At 44.8% G+C, this 24121-nt stretch carries 21 protein-coding genes; 8 read left to right on the top strand and 13 right to left on the bottom strand.

Annotation, left to right across the window (positions count from 1 at the left end; translation table 11 throughout):
* Positions 1-275: 275 nt before the first annotated feature.
* Positions 276-1148, bottom strand: coding sequence for an acyl-CoA thioesterase II (locus tag FTT83_RS07365; RefSeq protein ID WP_180042114.1), 873 nt, complete (start codon positions 1146-1148; stop codon positions 276-278).
* 291 nt (positions 1149-1439) lie between these two features.
* On the opposite strand from FTT83_RS07365, the gene plsB reads away from it, so the two are divergent.
* Positions 1440-4016 carry a glycerol-3-phosphate 1-O-acyltransferase PlsB gene (plsB, locus tag FTT83_RS07360; protein ID WP_180042116.1) on the top strand — a complete coding sequence of 859 codons (2577 nt, stop codon included), beginning with the start codon at positions 1440-1442 and terminating at the stop codon, positions 4014-4016.
* 168 nt (positions 4017-4184) lie between these two features.
* On the opposite strand, the gene FTT83_RS07355 is transcribed toward plsB, so the two are convergent.
* On the bottom strand, positions 4185-4991 hold the full coding sequence (locus tag FTT83_RS07355) for an NAD-dependent epimerase/dehydratase family protein (protein WP_180042118.1): 807 nt from the start codon (positions 4989-4991) through the stop codon (positions 4185-4187).
* 35 nt (positions 4992-5026) lie between these two features.
* On the opposite strand from FTT83_RS07355, the gene recG reads away from it, so the two are divergent.
* Both recG and FTT83_RS07345 read left to right on the top strand, forming a co-directional pair.
* Positions 5027-7072 carry an ATP-dependent DNA helicase RecG gene (gene recG, locus FTT83_RS07350; protein ID WP_180042120.1) on the top strand — a complete coding sequence of 682 codons (2046 nt, stop codon included), beginning with the start codon at positions 5027-5029 and terminating at the stop codon, positions 7070-7072.
* A gap of 133 nt (positions 7073-7205) precedes the next feature.
* Complete coding sequence (locus tag FTT83_RS07345) at positions 7206-7838, top strand: ComF family protein (protein WP_180042122.1); 633 nt, start codon at positions 7206-7208, stop codon at positions 7836-7838.
* Between the two features lie 82 nt (positions 7839-7920).
* Here FTT83_RS07345 and FTT83_RS07340 read toward each other — a convergent pair whose 3' ends face one another.
* Together FTT83_RS07340 and FTT83_RS07335 are read right to left on the bottom strand one after the other, a co-directional pair.
* A complete protein-coding gene (locus tag FTT83_RS07340; protein ID WP_086195788.1) occupies positions 7921-8328 on the bottom strand; it encodes an NUDIX domain-containing protein in 408 nt (135 codons plus the stop codon).
* Entirely contained in the window at positions 8325-8924 is a 600-nt protein-coding gene (locus FTT83_RS07335; RefSeq protein WP_180042124.1) for a TIGR00730 family Rossman fold protein, read from the bottom strand. The genes FTT83_RS07340 and FTT83_RS07335 overlap by 4 nt, the downstream gene beginning before the upstream one ends.
* Before the next feature lie 149 nt (positions 8925-9073).
* On the opposite strand from FTT83_RS07335, the gene FTT83_RS07330 reads away from it, so the two are divergent.
* On the top strand, positions 9074-10087 hold the full coding sequence (locus tag FTT83_RS07330) for a CorA family divalent cation transporter (RefSeq protein WP_086195789.1): 1014 nt from the start codon (positions 9074-9076) through the stop codon (positions 10085-10087).
* Positions 10088-10325: 238 nt separating this feature from the next.
* Here the strand turns inward: FTT83_RS07330 and FTT83_RS07325 are convergent, their stop codons facing one another.
* The 8 genes from FTT83_RS07325 to dxs form a co-directional block, all read right to left on the bottom strand.
* Complete coding sequence (locus tag FTT83_RS07325; protein WP_180042126.1) at positions 10326-10616, bottom strand: STAS domain-containing protein; 291 nt, start codon at positions 10614-10616, stop codon at positions 10326-10328.
* Positions 10617-10632: 16 nt separating this feature from the next.
* Positions 10633-11259 (bottom strand): ABC transporter substrate-binding protein, encoded by a 627-nt coding sequence (locus FTT83_RS07320; protein ID WP_180042128.1) that lies wholly within the window; start codon positions 11257-11259, stop codon positions 10633-10635.
* Between the two features lie 18 nt (positions 11260-11277).
* Complete coding sequence (locus tag FTT83_RS07315; RefSeq protein ID WP_180042130.1) at positions 11278-11949, bottom strand: outer membrane lipid asymmetry maintenance protein MlaD; 672 nt, start codon at positions 11947-11949, stop codon at positions 11278-11280.
* Positions 11949-12728 carry a lipid asymmetry maintenance ABC transporter permease subunit MlaE gene (gene mlaE / locus FTT83_RS07310; protein ID WP_166168689.1) on the bottom strand — a complete coding sequence of 260 codons (780 nt, stop codon included), beginning with the start codon at positions 12726-12728 and terminating at the stop codon, positions 11949-11951. Before mlaE ends, FTT83_RS07315 begins: the two co-directional genes overlap by 1 nt.
* Positions 12725-13543, bottom strand: coding sequence for an ABC transporter ATP-binding protein (locus FTT83_RS07305; RefSeq protein WP_086195794.1), 819 nt, complete (start codon positions 13541-13543; stop codon positions 12725-12727). Before FTT83_RS07305 ends, mlaE begins: the two co-directional genes overlap by 4 nt.
* A 388-nt stretch (positions 13544-13931) precedes the next feature.
* On the bottom strand, positions 13932-15710 hold the full coding sequence (locus FTT83_RS07300; RefSeq protein ID WP_180189939.1) for a DEAD/DEAH box helicase: 1779 nt from the start codon (positions 15708-15710) through the stop codon (positions 13932-13934).
* Between the two features lie 537 nt (positions 15711-16247).
* Positions 16248-17078: an inositol monophosphatase family protein gene (locus FTT83_RS07295; protein WP_166168685.1), complete on the bottom strand. Its 831-nt coding sequence runs from the start codon at positions 17076-17078 to the stop codon at positions 16248-16250.
* Between the two features lie 116 nt (positions 17079-17194).
* Positions 17195-19102, bottom strand: a complete 1908-nt coding sequence (dxs, locus tag FTT83_RS07290) for a 1-deoxy-D-xylulose-5-phosphate synthase (RefSeq protein WP_180042134.1) — start codon at positions 19100-19102, stop codon at positions 17195-17197.
* Between the two features lie 310 nt (positions 19103-19412).
* Between dxs and ribA the strand changes: the two genes are divergently transcribed.
* Positions 19413-20015, top strand: coding sequence for a GTP cyclohydrolase II (gene ribA, locus FTT83_RS07285; protein ID WP_166168681.1), 603 nt, complete (start codon positions 19413-19415; stop codon positions 20013-20015).
* A gap of 104 nt (positions 20016-20119) precedes the next feature.
* Here ribA and hemN read toward each other — a convergent pair whose 3' ends face one another.
* Positions 20120-21484 (bottom strand): oxygen-independent coproporphyrinogen III oxidase, encoded by a 1365-nt coding sequence (hemN, locus tag FTT83_RS07280; protein ID WP_180042136.1) that lies wholly within the window; start codon positions 21482-21484, stop codon positions 20120-20122.
* 274 nt (positions 21485-21758) lie between these two features.
* Between hemN and hemF the strand changes: the two genes are divergently transcribed.
* The 3 genes from hemF to aroE all read left to right on the top strand — a co-directional run bounded on the left by hemF (position 21759) and on the right by aroE (position 24111).
* A complete protein-coding gene (gene hemF, locus FTT83_RS07275; RefSeq protein WP_180042138.1) occupies positions 21759-22703 on the top strand; it encodes an oxygen-dependent coproporphyrinogen oxidase in 945 nt (314 codons plus the stop codon).
* A gap of 279 nt (positions 22704-22982) precedes the next feature.
* Positions 22983-23189 (top strand): hypothetical protein, encoded by a 207-nt coding sequence (locus FTT83_RS07270; RefSeq protein ID WP_086195801.1) that lies wholly within the window; start codon positions 22983-22985, stop codon positions 23187-23189.
* A 133-nt stretch (positions 23190-23322) separates the two neighbouring features.
* Positions 23323-24111, top strand: a complete 789-nt coding sequence (gene aroE / locus FTT83_RS07265; RefSeq protein WP_180042140.1) for a shikimate dehydrogenase — start codon at positions 23323-23325, stop codon at positions 24109-24111.
* Positions 24112-24121: the final 10 nt, after the last annotated feature.

The following is a 24121-nucleotide window of genomic DNA, read 5'->3' as shown; positions in this document are numbered from 1 at the left end:
AGCCAGTAACTCACTTTATCTGAATCAACAATACTTTAATAAACTGATGGCATAGAATCTGCTTATGCATAGATACTCATTCAGCCAATAATTAAAAGAGAAGCCATATGAAAAGAATCATGCTCATGACCGCACTCATTCTCAATATAAGCGTAGCAGTTGCCCATTCAGGCCATGGCTGCCACAAAGATGTTTCCGAGGACATCCCTCGCTGCCATTAAATGACCATAAAAAAACCGGACAGCAGGTCCGGTTTTTTTATGACAGTTCAGCCCTTATTGGGTTTCAATTTCACGCAAGCGAATCAAACCTTCCTGGGTTGTGCTACACACCAGCTCACCATTTTGCCACATACGGCCAAAATTCAGTCCGCGCGAACTGGCACTAATGGTGGCCTCCATATCATAGAGCATCCATTCATCAACACGGAATGGCTTATGGAAATACATGGCATGGTCAATGCTGGCACATTGCAGACTCGGAGAAATATAACTTAAACCATGTGGACGTAAAGCCGTAGTCATTAAGGTAAAGTCCGAGTAAAAGGCCGCAATAGCCTGATGCAATGAAATTTCATCAACCTTCTGGGCAATCTGACCATGAGTGCGGATATAGTGAGCGTATGATGGGGCTTCAGGCTGTGGCTGGAACGGATTTTGTGGATTGACTGGACGAATGTCCACATGACGGTCACGCATAAAACTGGCACGCACATTTTCCGGCACAAATTCGACCAGCTGTGCTTTGAGTTCTGCTTCACTTTTCAGGTCTTCAACCGTAGGATATTCCGGCTCGGAGATTTGATAATTCAGGCCTTCTTCCGGATTAGCAAATGAAATCATGGCGGTAAAAATCGTCCGCCCATGCTGAATGGCACGTACCTGACGACTGACAAAACTCTTGCCATCACGTAATCGGTCCACTTCATAAATAATCGGTGCGTTAACATCTCCGCCATATAAAAAGTAGGCATGTAATGAATGTGCCGGACGATCTGCGGTATAGGATGCCGCGCGTAAGGCCTGCCCCAACACCTGCCCACCAAAGACCCGCTTACCGACCAGATTACGGCTTTGCCCCCGGTAAATATTTTCTTCAATTTTTTCAAGACTTAGTAATTCAACCAGCTCTTGGGTTAAGGCATTCATAAGCAACCTGTTTTAATGTGGGATACCTAAAATCTAGGCGAAAAATTTCAATCAATCAGCTAAGCTATAATTGCTATTCTGCCACAAATCCCGACTAAAGCCCTACAGTTCAACTGACTGGTCTGTCACGCGATTTGTGCTGAATATTCGCTAAAAATACGATTTTTAACGATAAAATTTAACACTCAATATGCATTTTGTCAGAAAATGACATATTGTTTTCAATTACAATACTACAAAACTATTTCCCCTCAGAAATCTGTGGTTTCGGTCATTTAAGTAGGAGTATGTATGTCCAAGAGTGGCTTTGGTCAAATCTATCGTCAGCTTTCCAGTAAGCTGCTTGACCTGGTGGTAACCCCACATGTTCTTGGTGAGGTTCCTACTGAACCGACAACTACAGAAGTAAATTCCCGGACAGAGCAACCCGTTCAGCAAAAAGTGGTGTGCTATGTATTACAAAATTATTCACGTAGTAATGCACTGATTGTCGATGGCGAAACTCGCCGTCTGAAACTGTCACCGGCATTAGATCCGCTGGTGGTGGGTGATCATAAAGAAAAAGCATCAGTACTGTTCTTGCAGCATCATGATGAAAACAATTTACTCAATCCGCCACTGCATGCCTTTCCGCCACGCTTATTGCGCCTGATCGACATTCTGGAACATCATCCTCAGGTTGATATTGAACTGATTCCGGTTACCGTATTATGGGGACGTTCACCAGACAAAGAAGATTCCTGGCTGAAACTGCTATTTACCGACACCTGGGCAACACCAGGTACCGTTAAACAGCTGGTGAATATTGGCCTGCATGGTCGCCAATCCTATCTGGAATTCCATCAAGGGCAGTCTTTACGCCAGCTGATCGAATTTGCCAAACAAACCCATCCGAACCTGTCACCTGCGACGTATATTCTTAACAAACTAAACAACTATTTAGATGGTCAGCGTGAAGTCGTACTTGGACCGGATCTTTCAGACCGTCGCAACGTGATGCATTCACTGATCAAATCCACAGATGTTCAAGATGCCATCCGCCGTGAAAGCATCCGTGGCAAAATCAGTATGATTGAAGCTGAACGTCGTGCCATTGGCTATTTAAACGAGATTGTATCGGACTATTCGCATTCGGCCGTGCGTTTTGCCGATATGGCGCTGACCCGTTTATGGACCCAGCTCTATGATGGCGTTGAAGTGCATAATTTCAGTACCGTGCGGGAACTGGCCAAAGATTACGAGATTATTTATACCCCTTGTCACCGCAGTCATATTGACTATTTATTGCTGTCTTATGTGATTTATAAACGCGGCATGATGGTGCCGTACATTGCCGCGGGCGATAACTTGAACATGCCTTTTGTCGGACAATTATTGCGTGGTGGCGGTGCCTTCTTTATTCGCCGTACTTTCCGCGGTAATGGTCTGTACACTACTGTCTTTAAAGAATATCTTTTCAATATTCTGTCCCGTAACACGCCCCTGGAATACTTTATTGAAGGCGGCCGTTCGCGCACAGGACGCTTGCTGCCAGCCAAAACCGGCATGCTGGCCATGACGGTTCACGGGCATTTGCGTGGCCGTTCCAAACCGATCGTGTTTGTACCAACCTATATTGGCTATGAACGCCTGATGGAAGGTGCCACCTATGTCGGTGAAATGAACGGTAAAGACAAAGAATCCGAATCGATCATGGGTATTTTAAAAACCCTGCGCAAAATTGAACGCATTTTCGGCCAGGTGCATGTGAACTTTGGTGAGCCGGTTTTCCTTGATGACATGCTGAAACAGCATGGTGCGGAAAATATTAAAATTGCCAAGAATGATGATCCGATTCCACAAGAAGTTTCGGATACAGTGAACAGTGCTGCGCATGCCATTCTGGAAAATATTAACCGTGCTGTGGTGATCAATCCGGTATCGCTGCTTTCGCTAATTCTATTGGCTACGCCTAAACATACGCTGGATGAAGAAATCTGCATCAAGCAACTGGATGCCTACCGTAAGCTATTGACTGCATTGCCTTATGATGCACGTACTCAGGTAACACCGCTTTCAGGCAAGGAAATTATTGCATACGGTTTAAAATTGAAACTGATTAAACGTGTGAAGCATGTCCTAGGTGATATCATTGCCATTGAAGACAATCAGGCAGTATTGCTGACTTATTTCCGTAACAACATTCTGCATGCCTTCGTGTTGCCGTCACTGATTGCTGCGCTGGTTGAACATAATGGTTCGATTCGCCGTGGCGATTTGATCAATGTCATCCGCACCCTTTATCCATTCCTAAAAGCGGAACTGTTCCTGAAATGGCAAGATGAAGAGCTGAAAGATCAGATCTGTGCTTATGCAGAAGCGCTGATTCAGGCGAAACTGATTGCTGAAGATAGCGAGGGCAACCTGCTTTCCCCTGCACCAAATTCAGAAGATCACAATCAGCTGGTAGTGCTTGCTGCACCTGTGATGCAAAGTCTGGAGCGTTACTATATGACCCTGACTTTAATCACCCAGCGTGGTTCAGGCAACATCTCTACCCGTCAGGTGGAAGAGCTCAGTCATCTGGTTGGTCAACGTCTGTCGGTATTGTATGAATTCAACTCACCGGAGTTCTTTGATAAATCGCTGTTCCAGAGTTTCATTAAAGTGCTGACTCAGCAGGGCTATATCCGTAACAATGAAGATAACGCCATTGTGTTTGACGAGAACTTCCAAAACGTGGCTCAGTACGCCAATCTGGTACTGGATGATGTGACCTTGCAGATGCTTCAGCACATTACTGCCTTCAGCGATGAAGAGTTAAAAGAAGCTTTGGATGCCGTTGCGGCGCAGCAAGCGAAACGCCGTTTGAAACGGAAGAAGAAATAAGAGTCTTAAGTATTCCCTCTCCTGAAAGGAGAGGGTTAGGGAGAGGTCTATTAATACACTTCTAAGCTATTATAAAGCGTAAGTGAGGGCTAGGGAGAGGTTAATTAAAGAACACTCCTCCTAAACTCCTCCCATAGGGAGGAGGAATTTCAAATATCAAGGTGACATTCACTCCGTCTTTAATAATTCTGCATAATCCCCAAAACAATCCTCATGCTCTAGCTGAAATCCACTTTTCCTCATCCGTGTAGCATAAATCCGTTTCCCTGTTTCCTTCTGACTTTCCACAACCAGTTCAGGCAAATTGAGTTGCCGCTGAAACCACTGAATCACTTCATGTAAAGGTACAGGCTGATTATTGGTGACAATATAGGACGGTTCGGGATGTTCCACGTGAATCAGTTGCGCCAGGAATCTCGCCAGATCATCAATATGAATCCGGTTAGACCAGTGAATTTGAGGATAGCTTTGGGTCGTTGCAGCCAGCTTGATCATCCTCGCCACGGACGTGCCATAAATTCCTGTAGGACGGATCACCACACAGCGTCCAGCGAATGCCTGTTGATAGAGTTGCTCCATTTTCCAGAGTAATCGCCCCTGCTCATCTACAGGTTGAATAACAGATTCATCATCAATCCGCTCGCCCGCATTTTCACCATAAACCCGAGTTGACGACACCACCACAATTTTTTGCACTGGATGGGACTTTAAGGCTTGAACAATCGGAGCCACTGAATCGACATAAGTCTGCTGATAGCCTTCCACAGAACTTTGTGACGGCGACAATAAAACATAGACCCAATCCACAGGTTCAAGATGAGTCAAATCAAGCTGATGCACATCTTGAATTAGATGAGTCGCATAGTGATCAGTTTTCGGACTTTGGCTGATTGTGGTAATTTGGTGCCCTTGCTGAAATAATTGTTTAGCAACCCGGGTAGATGTTTTACCATAACCTATAAATAATATATGCATTAAGCACCTGATGATTTAACTCAAGTTGAGGGCGAATGGCTGCAGTCCATCAATTGCAAGGGGTAGGAACTGCCTCTGCTGCACTACTGGAAAAACTGAATATTTTTACGACAGATGATTTGCTGTTTCATCTACCGCGTGATTATGAAGATCGTAGCACGATCATCCCCATGAACCAATTGGTCGTGGGGCGCAGTTATTTGCTGGAAGGTATTGTGAAAGGGGTCGATTTTCCACCCGGCAAACGCAAATCCATGGCCATCCAGCTCCAGGATGATTTCGGCAAAGTCACCTTACGTTTTTACCATATCTATAAAACCCTGACCGATCGAGCCAAAGTGGGCAACCGCTTACGGATTTTTGGCGAAGTTCGCGTCGGTGCACGTGGTTTGGAACTGTATCATCCGGAAATCCAGCTGATTACTGAACATACTCCGTTACCAAAAACCCAGCTCACGGCCATTTATCCAGCAACAGAAGGTTTAACTCAGCCCAAGCTGCGTGAATATGTTAAACAGGCACTGAAACAGCATAGTGATGAGCTGCCTGAATTATTACCGGAAAAATTTACCAATGGTTATGCACTAAAACAGGCACTGCAATATATTCATGAACCGCCACTGAATGCCAATATGCTACAGCTGGCACAAGGTTCCCATCCGGCCCAGCAGCGGCTGATTTTTGAAGAGCTGGTGGCGCATCAGATCAGTCTGCTCTCACGGCGTGCCTATATCCAGCAGATTGCCGCCCCCTCTTTTAGCCCAAGTAAAAAATTTGCCAAGCAGTTATTGGCTGGCTTGCCTTTTGAAATGACCGGTGCACAAAAACGGGTCTCCAAAGAAATTATGCAGGACTTAAAACAGAACAAGCCGATGCTGCGTCTGGTTCAGGGTGATGTGGGTGCTGGTAAAACACTGGTGGCTGGGGTGGCTGCCTGCCATGCCTTGGAAGAAGGCTGGCAAGTGGCACTGATGGCTCCAACAGAAATTTTGGCCGAACAGCATTATCTGAACTTTAAAAAATGGTTTGAGCCTTTAGGTCTGAATGTATCCTGGCTTTCAGGCAAACAGAAAGGCAAAGCTCGTGCAGCAGCTGAGCAAACCATTAAACAAGGCATGGCCAATCTGGTGGTAGGTACTCATGCCCTGTTTCAGGAAAATGTCCAATTTGCCAAACTCGGTCTGGTGATTATTGATGAGCAGCATCGCTTTGGGGTCGATCAGCGACTGGCACTACGCAATAAAGGTGCCAATAACATGACCCCACATCAACTGGTCATGACTGCTACCCCTATTCCACGCACGCTCGCCATGTCTGCTTATGGTGATCTGGATACTTCGGTGATTGACGAACTGCCACCGGGCCGCACCCCAATTCAGACCGTCACCATTCCTTTGGACCGCCGTGAAGAAGTGCTACAGCGTATTGCTACAAACTGTGCTGAAGGCAAACAGGCATATTGGGTCTGCACACTGGTTGAACAGTCGGAAACGCTGGATGCACAGGCTGCTGAAGCGACTTATCAGGAAATTAAGGAACGTTTTCCTCAGCTCAACATTGGTCTGGTGCATGGCAAAATGAAAGCCGATGAAAAACAGTCCGTAATGCAGCAGTTTAAAGACAATCAGTTGCAACTCTTGATTGCCACTACGGTAATTGAGGTTGGCGTGGATGTACCAAACGCCTCCATCATGGTGATTGAAAATGCCGAGCGTCTGGGACTTTCACAGCTGCATCAGCTACGCGGTCGTGTCGGTCGTGGTGCGACTGCCAGTTTCTGTGCCTTGCTATATAAAAATCCGCTTTCGCAAAATGGACAGGAACGGCTGCGCATTATGCGTGAAACCAATGACGGTTTTATCATTGCCGAAAAAGATCTGGAAATTCGTGGGCCGGGCGAGTTACTTGGCACCAAGCAAACCGGGGACATGGGCTTTCGGGTCGCCAAGTTAGAACGTGATGATCATTTGCTGAATCAGGCACATTATGTCGCGCAGCAAATCTTAAAAGACTATCCAGACAATGCCGAAGCCCTGTTAAAACGCTGGTTACCTGAAGCCCCTCGCTATGCCTATGTATAAAATAATGTAAGACACCTATAAAATAACAGGCTGAGTCGGTTATTTATTATCGTATAAGTGGCATGGATGCTGCCAATCTTGAAACCATCAACAAACTGTGCAAAATAAAGTTAAATAAAAAGAAGAAGAAAACATGCTGCAATTGATTCACCCCTTACTGCACAAAGCCATGCAGAGCCTTTTCCCCTGTGTACTTTGTGGCATAGACCAGCAACGTCATCATTCAGTCTGTACAGATTGCTGGCAACAATTGCCCTGGTTGAAACAGACCATCCGACGACAGGAAATGGAGATTCAGGTGGCCTGTCATTATGCCTATCCGATGGATCGCATCATTCAAAAATTCAAATATGAACAACAGCTGCACTTTCAAAATCTGCTTGTGGGCTCACTTATCGGTCTCAAACTTCCCAAAATCCAAGCCATTGTCCCGATGCCCATTTCCCATCAGCGTTTGGCAGAACGGGGGTATAACCAGTCTTTGCTGCTTGCGAAACTCCTGGCAAAACAGCTGAATATTCCAGTCTGGCAACCGGTTGCACGACTGGCCCAACATTCGCAAAAAGGCTTGAGCCGGATCGAACGGCTGGATCAAATTGACCAGCAATTTGTGATTACCACAAAGACCCGTGTGCGTTACCGCAAAGTGCTGATGCTGGATGATGTAGTCACGACTGGCAGTTCGCTACATGCTTTAAAACAGAAACTTGAAGCATTAGGCTGTCAAAAAGTTTATGCAGCCTGTATTGCCAGTGCAGAGATTTAATCTTTGGAAAGGACATACGGATTTTCCCCTTATCTCCCAGGGAGGTGTCGGCTCACCCTTGAGGGAAGAATCCTTTTGCCAATCAGGACATCGTGCTTTGTGTTAAAAACCGCCTCACCCACGGCATGACAATTTCACGGGTTAAAGGTGCTAATGGGGTAGTTTGATCCTCCAGATCGACCCACTTCATTTCGGCAATTTCTGCGGCAATTTTCGGGGCATGATCTAAAGTCACATAATACAAATAACTCACCAGCTGATGATCCGGCTCGTTGGCAGTGGCAGTTTCAAAACGACCGATGAATTGCTCAATCGAGGCCCGACAGCCTATTTCTTCCTGAATTTCACGCAGCATTGTGATTTCGGGTGGCTCATGGGGTTCAAGCTTGCCACCCACCTGCATAAAGCAGGACGTGTTACGTTTACGCACCACTAACAGTTGCTGTTGATCATTTAAAATAATGGCCGCCGCTACAGTAATGATATTCATGCATGTTTCACCAAAATTTCTTGATCAGCCATACCCCATTTCGGTTGTGGCGCTCGAAAAGCATCAAATTGTTGCAAAATCTCTTCAATGGAATCCGAAGCAATCATACTGTCTGAAAAACGTGGCTGGGTAAAACCTTTTACTGTGGTCAACTGAATAAATTTCAGCAAATCATCGTAAAATCCGGCCACATTTAAAAATGCACAGGGCTTTAAATGAATACCGAGCTGTGACCAGGTCCATTGCTCAAAAATCTCTTCCAGCGTACCTGCACCACCCGGCAAGGCAATAAAGGCATCAGAAAGTTCCGACATCCTGGTTTTACGTTCATGCATATTGGCCACCACATACAATTCGGTTAAATGCGGATGAGCCAGCTCATGATCCACCAACACCCTTGGAATTACCCCAATGACTTTGCCGCCTGCCTGTAAAGCACTATCGGCCACCATACCCATCAAGCCAGAACGGCCACCGCCATAGACCAGCGTTTTACCTTGCCGGGCAAGGGTTTGTCCCACTTTTTGTGCAGTATCTAAAAAAATCGAATCGGTACCTAAAGCTGAGCCACAAAAAATTGCGATCGATTTCGTCATTGTTTCAGCCTGTTTTGCAGATGTCATATTAATAAAGTAAATTTTCAGGAGATTTTTTAATAAAAAAGCGATTGAATCAGTGTTTTTATTCAATTCCTTGTCTAAAATACACCCATCAATTCACCTATACTGCGCAGGGAAAAGACAGCATGCTTGAAGCCTTTTACGCCACAGAGCGCGGTAGTTTGGAAGATGCCACCATCAATGGTGGTTTTGATCTCCACCCGGATTTAGTGTGGATCGATCTCATTGCCCCATCACAAGAAGAACAACAATGGGTCTTAGATGCTTATGAGCAAAATTTACCGACGCTAAAATCCTTGGAGGATATTTCTTCATCGGCACGATTTTACCGTGATGATGATGGTATTTTACATATCAGCACCTACTTTTTGACGAAAAATAAAAATTTTCAGGTCGATGGCGAAACCGATGACAACTCGAGCATTTTGGCAACCGTGCAAACGGTAGCCTTTATTTTGCATAAACAACACCTGTTTACCCTGCGTGGTGAAAAACTGGTGGCCTTTCGTGCTTTCCGTGCCCGTGCCCGCCGCAATGACTATGAGATTGACTATAAAGACCCGACCTGGGTCTTGCTTGGCTTGCTGGAAGCCAAACTGGATGAACTTGCGGATATCTTGGAAGATATCCACAAGGATCTAGAAAAGTACTCTACCGAAGTGCTCAACAACCGCCATCGTGAACAGATTCTCGATCTGGATGACATGATTACCCGTCTGGCACAATTGGAAGACATACTTGGAAAAGCACAATTGTGTTTAATCGATTTGCGCCGTGTCCTGACTTTCCTGTCCCGTCCACGTGCGTTGGGCAGTCATATTTATGATGCCGATATTCGGGAACTGAGTGAAGACGTTCGATCTCTGGTCGAACATGATGCCTTCCTGTTCCAGAAGGTTCGATTCTTGCTGGACACCACCTCCGGATTCATTAATACCGAACAGAACGATACCATCCGTCGCTTCTCGATCTTGCCAAGCATGCTCGCACCACCCATGCTGGTTGCCAGTGTTTATGGCATGAATACCGATGTACTGCCCTTTGCACGAGGAACCACCAGCTTCATTATGGTCAGCATTATTTTAGCGGCTTTCTTTATTGGACCGCTGGCCTATTTCCGCTGGAAGAAATGGATTTGAGGCATCATTTATCCTCCCTCCTTCCAGGAGGGAGTTAGAGGGAGGTATTTTAAATCCCATCAATTTCATTACTTATCTAAGCTGCTTTACTCGCCAATCTAGCTACAGGAAGAAATCTAGAATTCTAATTTTATCCCCTCTTTCTAAATCTCTCCCTGAGGGAGAGAGGACTGCTCAATATTCATCTCTTACAAGCTCAGCTCAATAAAAAAGCACCTGGCGGTGCTTTTTTATTGGATTAGGTAATCAGCTGCAGATCATCGTGCAAATGACAGGCCTGAATGATTTTCAGCATCTTCTCAGGGACTGCTTTAAACTGTAAGCCTTGGGCTTTCGGGGTCTGACGCAACCAGCGCACCAATACGGCCAAAGCCAGCGTACCGCCCTGTTCCAGCTGTGCCAGATTGACCACCATAGGAAACTGATTCTGCGATTGAATCAGTTTCAAACCTTGCTGGTAATAGTCCTCTGCATTGGCATAATCTATTTTGCCGGAAACCTGCAATTCCTGATGAATGAATTGAATCACTGAACACCCTTCCCGGTTATTTTTTATTTACAGATGCATCTGGTTGGAAGTTCGCAATCGCTTTATCGATATTGCCACCATTACGTTTTACCGTTGCAGCAAACTGATTACGGAACTGTAAACCTAAATCAATACCAGCCACATTGATATTACGCACTTTCCATTGATTGCCTTTATCCACCAACTGGAAAGATACCGGAGTTTTTTCACCTTTGTTGTTAAAATCAATCGTGACCACAGGATTTTTGCTATTGGTTTCTTTATATGGACGCAGGCTATAAGTCTGGTTGGTATATTTAGCAAACGCTGTACCGTAATTTTCGATTAAAGTTTCACGAAAATTGTGTTCAAACTTGGCACGCTGAGCAGCCGTACTATACTGATTGGTCGCATAAGTTCCCATCACCAGACGGGTAAAGGCTTGTGAATCAATATAAGGATCAAGGTTTTGACGCACAATCGCTTTCACTGCAGCAGGATTGTTTTGCAATTTTGCCTGATCCGCTTTTAAACGGCTAATCAGACCATCCGCCACTTTTTTTACAAAAGCTGGTGGAGTTTCAGCTGGTTGTGCAAAAGCAGTACTCGCCATCATTGTTGATAAAACACTTATGCCAAGTGTATGTTTAAGTAAGGTATTCACTAAATTCTCCTCTCCAAATTATTCAACAAATGAAGTTTGCGCATCTTCTGTTGATTCAGTTGATGTTTTTTCTTCCGCCACTTTCGCTGATGACTTGCCCGCACCGCCAGTAATGAACTTGCTGATCAGATCTTCAAGATCCATGGTGCCTTGGGTATTGGCAATGCTTTCACCACGTTTGATATAGTTTAGGCCGCCACCTGGTACCACTTTCAAATATTTTTCACCCAATAAGCCATTGGTGGCTACCATAATATAAGCATCTTCATCAATACTGGTGATGGAGTTCATGTTAGCAACAAGTTGCTTTTCCATTTCTTTTTGTTTCGCAGGATCCGCTTCGCTGTATTCTGTGCTATAGCGCAATTCTTCCAAAGCATTGGCTTGAACCTTTTTCAGCTGTTCTTTGTTAAAAGACGTTAACTTGCCATCCAGCTCGAAATACACCGTTGCCAAACGCGATACTGGATCAAGAGTAATATCGGTAACACGACCAATGGTGACACCACTCATGGTCACTTTGGCACGCGGTTTCAGACCGTTCACATTGTCAAAACTCGCAGTCATGTTATAGCTGTCACGCAGGTTGGTTCCCATCAGGCCACTGACTTTCATGGCCAAGAAAAATAACGCAATACCGGTAAGAATGACAAAAATACCTACGGCCAGCTCACTTGCACGTGATTTCATTAAACACCTCCAAACATGACCGCAGTCAACACAAAATCAGAACCCAAAACACACAATGAGGAATACACTACTGTTCGCGTAGTCGATGTTGCAATCCCTTCTGAAGTTGGCACACAGGCGTAACCCTGATAGACCGCAATCCAGGTACAAAGCAATGCAAAAACCAGGCTTTTAATAATGGTGCCATTGAAAATATCTTTATAGAACTGCACGCTATTTTGCATGCCACTCCAGAAAGAACCTTCATCTACCCCTAAAAAATCGACGCCGACCATTTTACCGCCCATGATGCCGATGGCACCAAAAATAATCGATAACATCGGCAGACTGACAATACCGGCCCATAAACGCGGGGAAACAATACGCTTTAGCGGATCGACCCCAATCATTTCCATACTGGCCAGCTGCTCTGTAGCTTTCATCAGGCCAATTTCAGCCGTTAAAGCTGAACCGGCACGCCCTGCAAACAGCAATGCCGCCACTACAGGAGCCAGCTCTCTTAATAAGGTTAAAGATACCATGGTGCCCAGCATGGCTTCTGAGCCGATATTGACCAAAATGGAATAGCCTTGTAAGCCCAGTACCAAACCAATAAATAAACCCGATACGGCAATAATCAATAAAGACATCACACCAATACGGTACATTTGGTAAATAAACAGCTTAACCCCGAGCCAGGTCGGCATGGAAAACAGGATTTGCAGCAACATCTGGGTTGCCACCCCTATCCCCTGAACGCGTTCAATAACGCGTCTACCTAATGAGGCAATAGCATTCATGAACGCACCTCATCACTTAAATAAGCCGTATGGCTAAACTGATAATCGACAGGACCTTCAGCAGCACCGGTTAAGAACTGACGAACAAATGCCGATTCATGCTGCATTAATTCAGCCGGCGTGCCTTCACCCTGAATAATCCCTTCCGCGATAATATAGATGTAATCGGCAATAGATAGGGTTTCTCCCACATCGTGCGACACAATAATCGTGGTTAAATCCAGTGCTTCACGCAAGGTACGAATTAAACGGGCGAGGACCCCTTTTACAATCGGATCTTGGCCGGCAAAAGGTTCATCGTACATGATCAGCTCCGGATCCAGTGCAATGGCGCGAGCCAAGGCCACACGACGGTTCATCCCGCCTGACAGCTCTGAAGGCATCAGCTTTTCAGTACCCCGCAAGCCTACCGCTTCCAGTTTGAGTGCCACCAGCTCGGCAATCAGATGTTCCGAAAGTTGCGTATGTGCACGTAACGGAAAAGCCACGTTTTCATAGACGCTCATATCGGTAAACAGTGCACCGCTTTGGAATAGCATACCCATACGTGCACGTGCAGCAAATAATTCCTGACGTGACATATCTGCAATACTTTTGCCGTCCAAGAGAATTTCACCGTGCTCAGGCGTCAACTGACCACCAATCAGACGCAGCAAAGTGGTTTTTCCCGTACCTGAAGGCCCCATAATCGCGGTAATCTGGCCACGCCGAATTTTTAAACTGACATTATCGAAAATGACACGTTTCCCTCGTTTAAAACTCAAATCATGGACTTCAATCCAAGATTGAGCTTGCTGAGGTATTTGATTATTCATAGCTGAGGGTTTTCCTGCATTTTTTCAGCATGCATACTATAAAGGATTCGGGTTTAAAATGTTACCTTTAGGTAAAAAGCAACCGATTTACCATAATTTTTTAATTATTTAATTGTGGTGCAATTATTTTAACAAACAGGATACTGTGTTACAGAAAGCTATTATAGATATAGTATGCAATATTGATGAGTAATAAAATTAAACCAATATAAGGCATAATCACCTCTTGATTAAAATTCCAAACATAATAATTAGATTCATTATTCATATTTAACAGAATCAAGACAAACTATGATCCAGTATACATTTCTATCCAATAAGATCAAAGATTAATCCCATAAAAAAACCGGTGTTTCCACCGGTTTTTTACTACCCAAATTTAACGTTATTAGTCGTTAAATTTGCGACGTGGGCGATCTTCACCAAAACTGCGTTTAGGACGATCTTCACTGAAAGAACGCTTAGGACGATCATCAGCAAACGAACGTTGTGGACGATCACCAAAGCTACGTTGTGGACGGTCACCATTGAATTCGCGACGTGGACGATCACCTGCTGGTTTATAGTCTACGCGGTTACCACGGTTGTCATCGTTAGAACGAGGACGGTCGCCAAAACCACCTTCACGACGTGGACGATCTTCACCGCCAAAGCTACGTTGTGGACGGTCGCCATTATATTCGCGACGTGGACGATCTTCACCGCCAAAGCTGCGTTGTGGACGATCACCAAAACCACCTTCACGGCGTGGACGGTCGCTATTGAATTCACGACGTGGACGATCTTCTCCACCGAATGCTGGACGTTCGCCACGTGGTTTGTCATCGTAGCTGCGACGTGGACGATCATCACCGCCTTCACGACGTTTGAAGTTACTTTCGCCTTCAAAACGTGCACGACCACCGCCATCACGACCGCCAAAACCGCCACGACCACGACCACCGCCATCACGACCGCTACGACCACGACCGCCGCCATCACGACTACCGCGTGCAGGAGGTGGAGATGGCTCAAGACCTTCAATTTCAGAAACGTTTAAACGCGCTTCCAGGAAGTCTTCTAAAGCACGGATCTTGCCGCGTTCACGGTAAGTTGCAAGTGTAATTGCTTTACCAGTACGACCGGCACGACCAGTACGACCAATACGGTGTACATAGTCTTCGTTCTTCATTGGAAGACCGAAGTTAATTACGTGAGAAATGGTTGGTACATCAAGACCACGCGCAGCAACGTCAGTTGCAACAAGGATCTTAGCACGGCCTTCACGGATGCTGCGTAAACGACGGTTACGAACAGTTTGTGGCATAGCACCATGAAGTGCTACAACTGATAAACCTGCTTCAGCAAGTTCTTCAGCCAACATATCTGTGTCTTCTTGAGTAGAAGCAAATACGACTGCTTGATCAACGTCTTCTTCGTTCAACCAGTGAGTAAGCAGTTTTTTCTTATGTTCGAAACCGTCAGTCCAATGCAAAGTCTGAGTAATATCAGTATTTGTAGAGTGACCAGTTTCAATCGAAATACGCATCGGATCATTCATCATGCGTTCTGCAAGTGTAATGATACGTGGTGCAAATGTCGCAGAGAACATAAGTGTTTGCTTACGGTTTGCAGCCAAATCACCAATGGCTTCTAGATCTTCAGAGAACCCAAGATCCAGCATACGGTCAGCTTCATCAACAATTAATGAATCCACTTTATCCAGTTTAATTTGACGACGGTTAACCAAGTCAAGTAAACGACCTGGAGTCGCTACAACCACTTGTGCACCTTTTAACTGCTGGATTTGTTTACCAAAAGGCATACCACCCATGATTGCAGCTACACGTACGCCTTTCATATGGCGAACCAAGGCAATCGCATCCTGACATACCTGCTGTGCAAGCTCACGAGTCGGAGAAATTACCAAAATAGATGGTTGAGTAATTGCTTTCATACGTTCTTTAAACGGTACAAAAGTATCTTGATTTGCAAGTGCATTCAAAGTTGGAAGCAAGAATGCAGCTGTTTTACCAGAACCGGTTTGGCTTGATACTAAAAGGTCTTTACCTTCAAGTGCAGCAGGAATCGCTTGTTCTTGTACAGGAGTTGGCGTAGTAAAGCCTAAACCTTCAAGAGCCTGTGTTAATGACTCATCGAGGGAAAAATCAGCAAAAGTTTTGCTCATAGAGAGTATTCACCCTGAAATGGGTGCTCCATTTAATAAATTACAATATGGACATCGGCAAAAAGCGGCACAGCAATTAGAGCTGAAAAAATAAGGATTCAGCAGCGATCCGAATAACGACGATGTGGATATAACGCACGCATGATTACGGCCGCAAACCTGAAGGAATCGCTTAAGCGATTGGGGCGCGAAGGATATGTCCTCTCTATGGACAGCACGCGCATACAATGATTAGAAGATAATGTTCAGGTAAAGAACGGAAATTTAAGTGCGTGGCGGCATAATAACAGAACCATTTAAAAAAGTAATCATTTTTTTCGATTAAATGATGCATACATACTGTTTTTTTCAGTAACAGTCTATTTTACAACTCAATTTTGTTTAATTTTTAAACAAGTAATGTAACGCTTTATCTGGATAAAAATGCGGGCAAATAGGCGCTATCCGGCATTTTCATTGAATCAGGAATTTAATCCAGAAATAAAAAAAGCCCTCACCAGGAGAGCTTTTTTGTCATGTCACTCGATTCAATCGATCTTACTTGGCTGCGTCACCCCAAGCCGGAACAACAGCTTGCATTAAAGGTTTAAGCATTTTCATAGAGCAAGCAAGTACTTGACCATTTTCCATAGAATCGGCACCACCACGTGCATCCACTACAGTACCACCCGCTTCTTTCACGATTAACTCGCCTGCAGCGATATCCCAAGGTTTCAGACCCAGTTCAAAATAACCATCCAAACGGCCTGCAGCAACATAAGCCAAATCTAATGCAGCAGAACCAGCACGACGGTATTGTGCACCCGCTTCAGTGACGTTTAATAATGACTCAAAATGGTTTTTTGCATAAGAGATCACTTCACCGTTACGTTTAGCACGGTAAGCATGACCTACGGCAAGGAAAGTATTTTGCAGGCTGTCTTTGACATTTACGCGAATACGGCGTTGATTCAACATGGCACCGCGACCACGACTGGCAGAGAATAACTCATCTTTTACAGGGTCATAAATCACGCCGTGTTGAGTCACACCTTTGTGCTGAACAGCAATAGAAATACAGAAATGCGGGAAACCGTTAATGAAGTTTAAAGTTCCATCAAGTGGATCGATCACCCAGCACCATTCGGCGTCGTGACCTTTACCTTCTTGCAGACCAAACTCTTCACCAAGGAAGCTGTGGTTTTTATAGCTTTTACGTAGCGTATCGATAGTCAATTGTTCCAAATAACGGTCTACACGCGTTACCGGACCATCAATCCCTTTTTCTTCGACTTGTAGATCGAGTTTATGACGATTTTGATGCGCTTTTAAAAGCTCTTGACCAACTAATTGAGCCGCACGCGCAGCCATCACCACCATAGGTTCCATTGAACACCCACTACAAATTTGAAGATATTGATAAAGAATAATGCATAAAAGCCCTCACATTTTAACAAATACGAGGGCTTTTAGGGAAAAAATGTTTCTAAAATTTTTTAAATTGATCAGGACACCGACTGCACAAGCTTTGACCAGGCCAATTCAACTGATTTTTCAATTCCTTTGGCATCCAGCCCGGCTTGTTGCAGCATCTGTGCATGTGAAGCTTGGTGCATGAAGACGTCTGCCAGCCCCAAATTCAAGATTGGTTTAACAATTTGTGCCTGCGCCAAATACTCGTTTACCGCACTGCCTGCGCCTGCCATCACGGCATGTTCTTCAACAGTGACAAATAGACTGGTTGTCGCAGCCAACTGTTCAATAATCTGTTCATCCAGCGGTTTAATGAAGCGCATATTCACCACACGCACCCCCACCTCATGGCTAGCGGCGAGTGTTTGTGCTGCTTCTACCGCCACACTGACACGGCTACCGAATGCCAGAATGCTAATCTGGTCTTCTTGAGATTCATTAAAACTGGCTACAATTTCTGCTTTACCAATCTCCAAAGCCGTCATTTGTTGCTGAATTTCAACCCCTACACCATTGCCACGCGGGTAACGTACCGCCGCTGGACCATTGTATAAATAAGCAGTATGCAGCATTTGACGACATTCATTTTCATCTTTAGGCGCCATGATCACCATATTGGGTACGGTACGCATAAAGGCATAATCATAGGCACCGGCATGGGTTGGGCCATCTTCACCCACCAGCCCGGCACGGTCGATGCCAAAAGTGACATCCAGATTTTGCAAGGCCACATCATGAATCAGCTGATCATAACCGCGTTGCAGAAAAGTCGAATAAATCGCGACGACCGGTTTTAAGCCCTCACAGGCCATCCCTGCTGCCAGGGTCACGGCATGCTGTTCGGCAATCGCCACATCAAAAAAGCGTTCCGGGAACTGTTTGGCAAACTGCACCATGCCCGAACCTTCACACATAGCCGGCGTAATCGCCAGCAAACGCTGATCTTGGGCAGCTTCATCACAGAGCCATTGTCCAAACACATCGGAATATTTCGGTGCTGCATTGCTTGAAGATGCAGTATTTAATTTACTGATAGCATGGTATTTAATCTGATCGGCTTCCGCAGGCGCAAAGCCTTTACCCTTTTTGGTATAGACATGAATTAAACGCGGACCTTTACGTTTTTTTAGGGCATTAAATACCTGTACCAGCTGATTGACATCATGACCGTCAAATGGACCAAAATAGTCAAAACCAATGGCCTTAAACAGGTTGTCTGCAGCTTCAGTGGCAGCACAGTGCAAACGTGAATTGTAAGTCCATTCCGGATGCGGCTGGATATACGCATCACCCTCATCAGTAACATTCACCGACTCACCACGTTCCCAAATGGCAGCCAAATGTTTAGCAAATCCACCGGTACTGCATGAAATCGACATGTCATTGTCATTCAGTACCACGATTAAATCTGCATTATGTGCAACGGCATCATTCATGGCTTCGAAGGCCATACCGGCCGTCATGGCACCATCGCCAATGATCGACACCACTTCACACGGATCGTTCTGATAACGGCGTGCCAGTGCCATGCCCAATCCCGCAGAAATGGCTGTTGAAGAATGTCCCACGCCAAAAGTATCGAATATCGATTCTTCACGCGCCGGGAAGGCAGCCAAACCGTCTTTGGCGCGAATGGTGGTCAACTGTTCACGGCGACCAGTCAAAGCTTTATGCGGATAGGCCTGATGACCCACATCCCAGATCAGACGGTCATGCGGCGTATTAAAACAATAGTGCAAAGCCACAGTGAGTTCGATCACCCCCAGGTTAGCACCAAAGTGTCCACCGCTTTGTCCTGCTGCATACAAAATGTACTGACGTAACTCATCTGCCACTTGTTCTAATTGGCTGCGCTCGAGCAATCGTAATTGTTGCGGATGATCAATCGCATTCAGCAACGGAGTTACAGGTCGGTGAGTCGGTATTTCTGTATACAACATAAATGGCGAAGCCTTCTAAAGCCTGGCAAATCCTAAGCTAGGTCAATGGGTTTATTCGAGCATAATGATCGAATTGTATCACCTTTAAATCAGCCACATTTCTAGCGATGCAGTTTAGAGGCAAATCTCTACACTGGGTGTTTGTTCATGAGCGAGATTATCCTGAATAATCTTACTATTTATCAACCATTATCGTTCTCTTTATACAAAAAAGAAAATCTTCTGCATAAATTCATCTTTACAATTCAACTAATGTCCAATCATTCAGCTATACTTTAGCTAATTAATGAACTATTTAACGAGTTAAGCAGTGCCCATAGAATTTGTCGCGACTTCAAGATTACCAACCGCTTTTGGTGAATTTAAAATCACGGTATTTCAAGATCCTAAAACGGGTGAAGAACATGTAGCACTGTCTAAAGGTCTGGATATGCCGCCTGTCGGACCGGTATTGGTGAGAATACATTCTGAGTGTTTAACCGGTGATGCCTTTGCTTCACTGAAATGCGATTGCGGCCCGCAACTGCAAGCCACCCAGAAACTGATTAATGAAGTCGGTCAAGGCGTGATTCTGTATTTACGTCAGGAAGGTCGCGGTATTGGACTAACCAACAAGATTCGTGCCTATGCCCTGCAAGATCAGGGACACGATACGGTTGATGCCAACTTGATGCTGAACTTGCCCGCGGATGCACGACACTATGACATGTGTACCATCATGCTCGACCATTTACAGGTCAAGCAGGTTAAACTGATTACCAATAACCCTTCAAAGATTCAGGCACTACAAGAACTGGGCATTGATGTGGTTGACCGTGTGCCGCTCACTGTCGGTTTAAATCCTTTTAATGCCGAGTATTTAAAAACCAAACATGAACGCATGGCGCATATGTATAAGAAAGGCGATTTTTAAATCCCACTTATTTTATAAATCTCCCCGACTTTATACAAATCCACCCCAACCCTCCTTTGCTAAAGGAGGGAGTTGTCTTTTTTAAAAGGGAAGTTTGTAGGGATTTAAATCGTCATCGAAAAAATCCGATTCTCCGGAACGCGGCGTTTTAGGCGTAAATCAAAGGCCATACAGATATTACGCACAAAAGGCTTGCCTTGCTCAGTCACAGTAATGCCCTGCTCATCAATCTGTAACAACTGATCCTGCTGCATTTCTGCAAGTTGCCGCAAAACCTCGGGCAATTCAGGAAATTGCATCTCTTTCGATGCCCAAGATGTAGTAAAAGTACACATCAAGTTCAAGATATGTTTACGGATCATCAGGTCTTCTGTACTCAGCACATGGCCTTTGACCACCGGAATTTCATTTTGCTCCAGACGTGCATAGTAGTCTTCCAGTTTTTTTTCATTTTGCGCAAAGCTGTACCAGCTGTCGCTAATCGAAGAAATCCCCAAGCCAATCATCACTTGGGTTTTGGATGCGGTATAGCCCATAAAATTACGATGTAAAGTCCCCTGTTTAAAGGACTGGCACATACTGTCTTTTTCTAGAGCAAAATGATCCATACCAATTTCATGATAACCTTGCGCTAGTAACTTATTCTTTCCTTCTTCATAGCACTGGCGTTTTATTTCATCTTTCGGTACATCAGCATCTTTAAAACCACGCTGGCCATTGCCCTTAATCCAGGGCACATGCGCATAGCTATAAAATGCCAAACGGTCCGGCCTTAACCGATTGGTTTGATCAATGGTATTCAGCACATCTTGCAAACTCTGAAAAGGCAGACCAAAAACCAAATCATGTGAAATGGACGTATAACCAATTTCACGTGCCCACTCCGTTACACGCTGTACATGTTCAAAAGGCTGCATCCGGTGGATGGCTTTTTGCACCGTTTCATTGTAGTCCTGGACCCCGTAACTGACCCGACGAAAACCCAGATCATATAAGGCTTGCAGATGTTCACGGGTGGTATTGTTAGGATGCCCTTCAAAACTGAATTCATGCTCGGCAGCCACCTCTGCCTTTGCCAATATGCCCTGAATTAACTGTTGTAAATGCTCAACCGAAAAGAAGGTCGGTGTGCCGCCGCCCAAATGAATTTCTTTAATTTTCGGCTTTGTTACCAGCAACTGGCAATACAAATCCCATTCTTTCAGCACGGCCTGAATATAAGGCTGTTCCATCTCATGCTTTTTGGTCACTTTTTTATGGCAGCCGCAGAAAGTACACAGGCTTTCACAGAAAGGCAGATGGATATACAAACTGATGCCTTCACTTGAGTTGGATTCATCAAAGGAACGTTTTAAGCTCTGTTTCCACAGATCAAGCGAAAATGGCTCGGCTTCCCAATACGGCACCGTTGGATAACTGGTATAACGGGGTCCGGGTACATTATATTTTTGAATTAAAGAACGCGTCATCGTTGCTATCCACTATCTACTGCAACAGCCGGTTATACTTATAACCGAACCCATATTTTGCATCATATATTCAACTCATTTTGCTGGGCTTACTTATAGAATTCAACCTAGTGATCTAGTCGGGATATTTTTCAGCGATCACTTTGAATCAAAGTCTCCATAAAATGGATGGTGTCTTTTTCAATAAAAAAACATGCTGCATAAAAATCCTTACTCTTTTATACAATTTATGCTTTGATGTATCTCAGTTTTCTTTTCCGCTATGAGGGCTTTGATGCAGCATCCTACATCTGCCGATATTCAACGCGTTCGCGAATTCCTGCTTGATCTGCAAAGTCGTATTTGCTCGGCACTTGAACAACAAGAACAACAAGGAGGCGGCACAGCTCAATTCGAAATTGATGACTGGCAGCGCCCTGAAGGCGGTGGCGGCCGTTCACGGGTCTTGCAAAACGGCAGCGTCATTGAAAAAGGCGGAGTCATGTTCTCTCACATCAACATTGCTAAACTCCCCGCTTCTGCCACAGAACGCCATCCCCAAATTGCCGGTGCTAAAGCCCAGGCTATGGGTGTGTCTTTAGTGATTCATCCGAAGAATCCCAATGTGCCGACTTCACATGCCAACGTGCGCCTGTTCGTGGCCGAAAAAGAAGGTCAGGATCCAGTGTGGTGGTTTGGTGGCGGTTTCGACTTAACACCATTTTATCCGAATGATGAAGATGTTTTGACTTGGCATCAAAAGGCCCATGATCTTTGCGCACCCTTTGGTGATACGGTGTATGCAGAACACAAAAAATGGTGTGATGATTATTTCTATTTAAAACATCGTGACGAACAGCGTGGTATTGGCGGCTTATTTTTTGATGATTTAAATCAGTGGGACTTTGAAACCTGCTTTCAGTATATGCAGGCTGTCGGCAATGGTTACCTGGAAGCAATTGTTCCCATCTTTCAACGCAATCAGGATAACCCGTATAGCGAAGCACAGCGCGATTTCCAGCTTTACCGTCGTGGCCGTTATGTCGAATATAACCTGGTCTATGACCGTGGCACTTTATTTGGTCTGCAAACCGGCGGCCGGATTGAATCTATTTTGGTCAGTATGCCCCCATTGGCAGCCTGGTCGTATCGTCCCGAATGGGAAGAAAATTCGCCAGAAAAACGCTTAACCGACTATTATTTAAAACCGCATGACTGGTTGACTGAACTTAAAAAATAAAAAAATTTTTATCCCTTTTTCCCTACAGAAAAAGGGATTTTTCACTGAAATAAATTTTAAAAAAATCGACATCAAAATATTTAAATAATTAAAATCAATATTTTAATTTAATTAAGATACTCAACCAGGCTATTAATGCAAGAAAAACCGACATATTTACTTACAGCACTAGACACGAGTGTGTCACAAAAATCGTTTAGACTGGATCATGATATTCATGACCTATACTGATTTAATCAACATGGATAAATACAAAAAAGTATGCTTGAAGGAGAAACGATGCTCAACACAATGTTAAATAATAAGGTGATTTTATTTTGGTGTATTTTAACCCTAATTGTGTGTTCTATCACCATTACCTTGCTTTCACATAACACCCTTGCAGACAGCGTGTCGATTAGCTTTACCGTATTTGCAGGTTTTGCCCTATTTTTTACTGCAGCCATGTGGCTGGAAGATACCATTCGCGAAATTTGTAATCCTTAACAGGATTTAACTTTACCGCTTTAACGATTTCCCCTCTTTTTTCTTCCTTGTCATTTTTCCTTTCCGTAGTGGCTTTAGCCCGCGGGAAAAATCACGTATATTGAATGCCATTTCCGCACACGGACCTTGTGAAATGAGCAAACAATTTGCCGTGATTGGCAATCCAATCGAACAATCACGTTCTCCAGAACTGCATCATGCTTTTGCCAAAAAAACTGGCATTGACCTGAGCTATAGCAAACGCCTTGCCCCACTGGATGGCTTTGCAGCCAATATCCAGGAGTTTTTTGCTCAGGGCGGTATGGGCATGAATGTGACCGTGCCCTTCAAAGAGCAAGCTTTTGCGGCCTGCGCGGTATTAACCGAACGTGCCAAAATTGCCAAGGCAGTCAATACTCTATGGATGCAGGATGGCAAGCTGTATGGCGACAATACCGATGGTCAAGGTCTGGTCGATGCCATCAAGGCCCTAGATTGGAAACTCGACAATAGCGAGCTGTTAATTATTGGTGCAGGGGGTGCAACCCGTGGTGTCATCTACCCTTTGGTACAGGCGGGTGCGAAAAAAATTGTCATCGCTAACCGGACTTTAGCCCGCGCAGAACAACTGGTTGCCGACTTAAAACCTGCTGTGCCGCAAGCCACCCTTGAAGCCACTTCTTTAAATGATCTGGCTGGTCATTTTGATATTGTCATTAATGCAACTTCGGCAAGTTTAACCGGCGATGCCTTGGTTTTACCTGAAGCTTTACAATTTAAGCATGCCTATGAAATGGCCTATGGCAAGCCATCCAGCTTTTTAGATCAAGCCAAAGCCCGTAGTGTTCCGACTTCAGAAGGTTATGGCATGCTGGTTGGACAAGCGATTGAAGCTTTTTATATCTGGAACGGCATTAAACCTGAATTAAAAGACTTTCTTTAACTAACATCCA

The sequence above is a fragment of the Acinetobacter sp. YH01018 genome (assembly GCF_013420295.1).
Classification (GTDB): Bacteria; Pseudomonadota; Gammaproteobacteria; order Pseudomonadales; family Moraxellaceae; genus Acinetobacter.
The sequence above is the reverse complement of the archived record's forward strand: the minus strand, read 5'-3'. Positions and strand labels throughout refer to the sequence as shown.

Coding starts and splice junctions, on each gene's coding strand:
- FTT83_RS07335 (WP_180042124.1), bottom strand. CDS start 8,924: ATGACGAAATCGATCGCAATTTTTTGTGGCTCAGCTTTAGGTACCGAT.
- FTT83_RS07295 (WP_166168685.1), bottom strand. CDS start 17,078: ATGGAACCTATGGTGGTGATGGCTGCGCGTGCGGCTCAATTAGTTGGT.
- hemF (WP_180042138.1), top strand. CDS start 21,759: ATGCAGCATCCTACATCTGCCGATATTCAACGCGTTCGCGAATTCCTG.
- FTT83_RS07315 (WP_180042130.1), bottom strand. CDS start 11,949: ATGAAATCACGTGCAAGTGAGCTGGCCGTAGGTATTTTTGTCATTCTT.
- FTT83_RS07365 (WP_180042114.1), bottom strand. CDS start 1,148: ATGAATGCCTTAACCCAAGAGCTGGTTGAATTACTAAGTCTTGAAAAA.
- FTT83_RS07355 (WP_180042118.1), bottom strand. CDS start 4,991: ATGCATATATTATTTATAGGTTATGGTAAAACATCTACCCGGGTTGCT.
- FTT83_RS07305 (WP_086195794.1), bottom strand. CDS start 13,543: ATGAATAATCAAATACCTCAGCAAGCTCAATCTTGGATTGAAGTCCAT.
- plsB (WP_180042116.1), top strand. CDS start 1,440: ATGTCCAAGAGTGGCTTTGGTCAAATCTATCGTCAGCTTTCCAGTAAG.
- FTT83_RS07330 (WP_086195789.1), top strand. CDS start 9,074: ATGCTTGAAGCCTTTTACGCCACAGAGCGCGGTAGTTTGGAAGATGCC.
- recG (WP_180042120.1), top strand. CDS start 5,027: ATGGCTGCAGTCCATCAATTGCAAGGGGTAGGAACTGCCTCTGCTGCA.
- dxs (WP_180042134.1), bottom strand. CDS start 19,102: ATGTTGTATACAGAAATACCGACTCACCGACCTGTAACTCCGTTGCTG.
- FTT83_RS07270 (WP_086195801.1), top strand. CDS start 22,983: ATGCTCAACACAATGTTAAATAATAAGGTGATTTTATTTTGGTGTATT.
- FTT83_RS07345 (WP_180042122.1), top strand. CDS start 7,206: ATGCTGCAATTGATTCACCCCTTACTGCACAAAGCCATGCAGAGCCTT.
- hemN (WP_180042136.1), bottom strand. CDS start 21,484: ATGACGCGTTCTTTAATTCAAAAATATAATGTACCCGGACCCCGTTAT.
- mlaE (WP_166168689.1), bottom strand. CDS start 12,728: ATGAATGCTATTGCCTCATTAGGTAGACGCGTTATTGAACGCGTTCAG.
- FTT83_RS07340 (WP_086195788.1), bottom strand. CDS start 8,328: ATGAATATCATTACTGTAGCGGCGGCCATTATTTTAAATGATCAACAG.
- aroE (WP_180042140.1), top strand. CDS start 23,323: ATGAGCAAACAATTTGCCGTGATTGGCAATCCAATCGAACAATCACGT.
- FTT83_RS07300 (WP_180189939.1), bottom strand. CDS start 15,710: ATGAGCAAAACTTTTGCTGATTTTTCCCTCGATGAGTCATTAACACAG.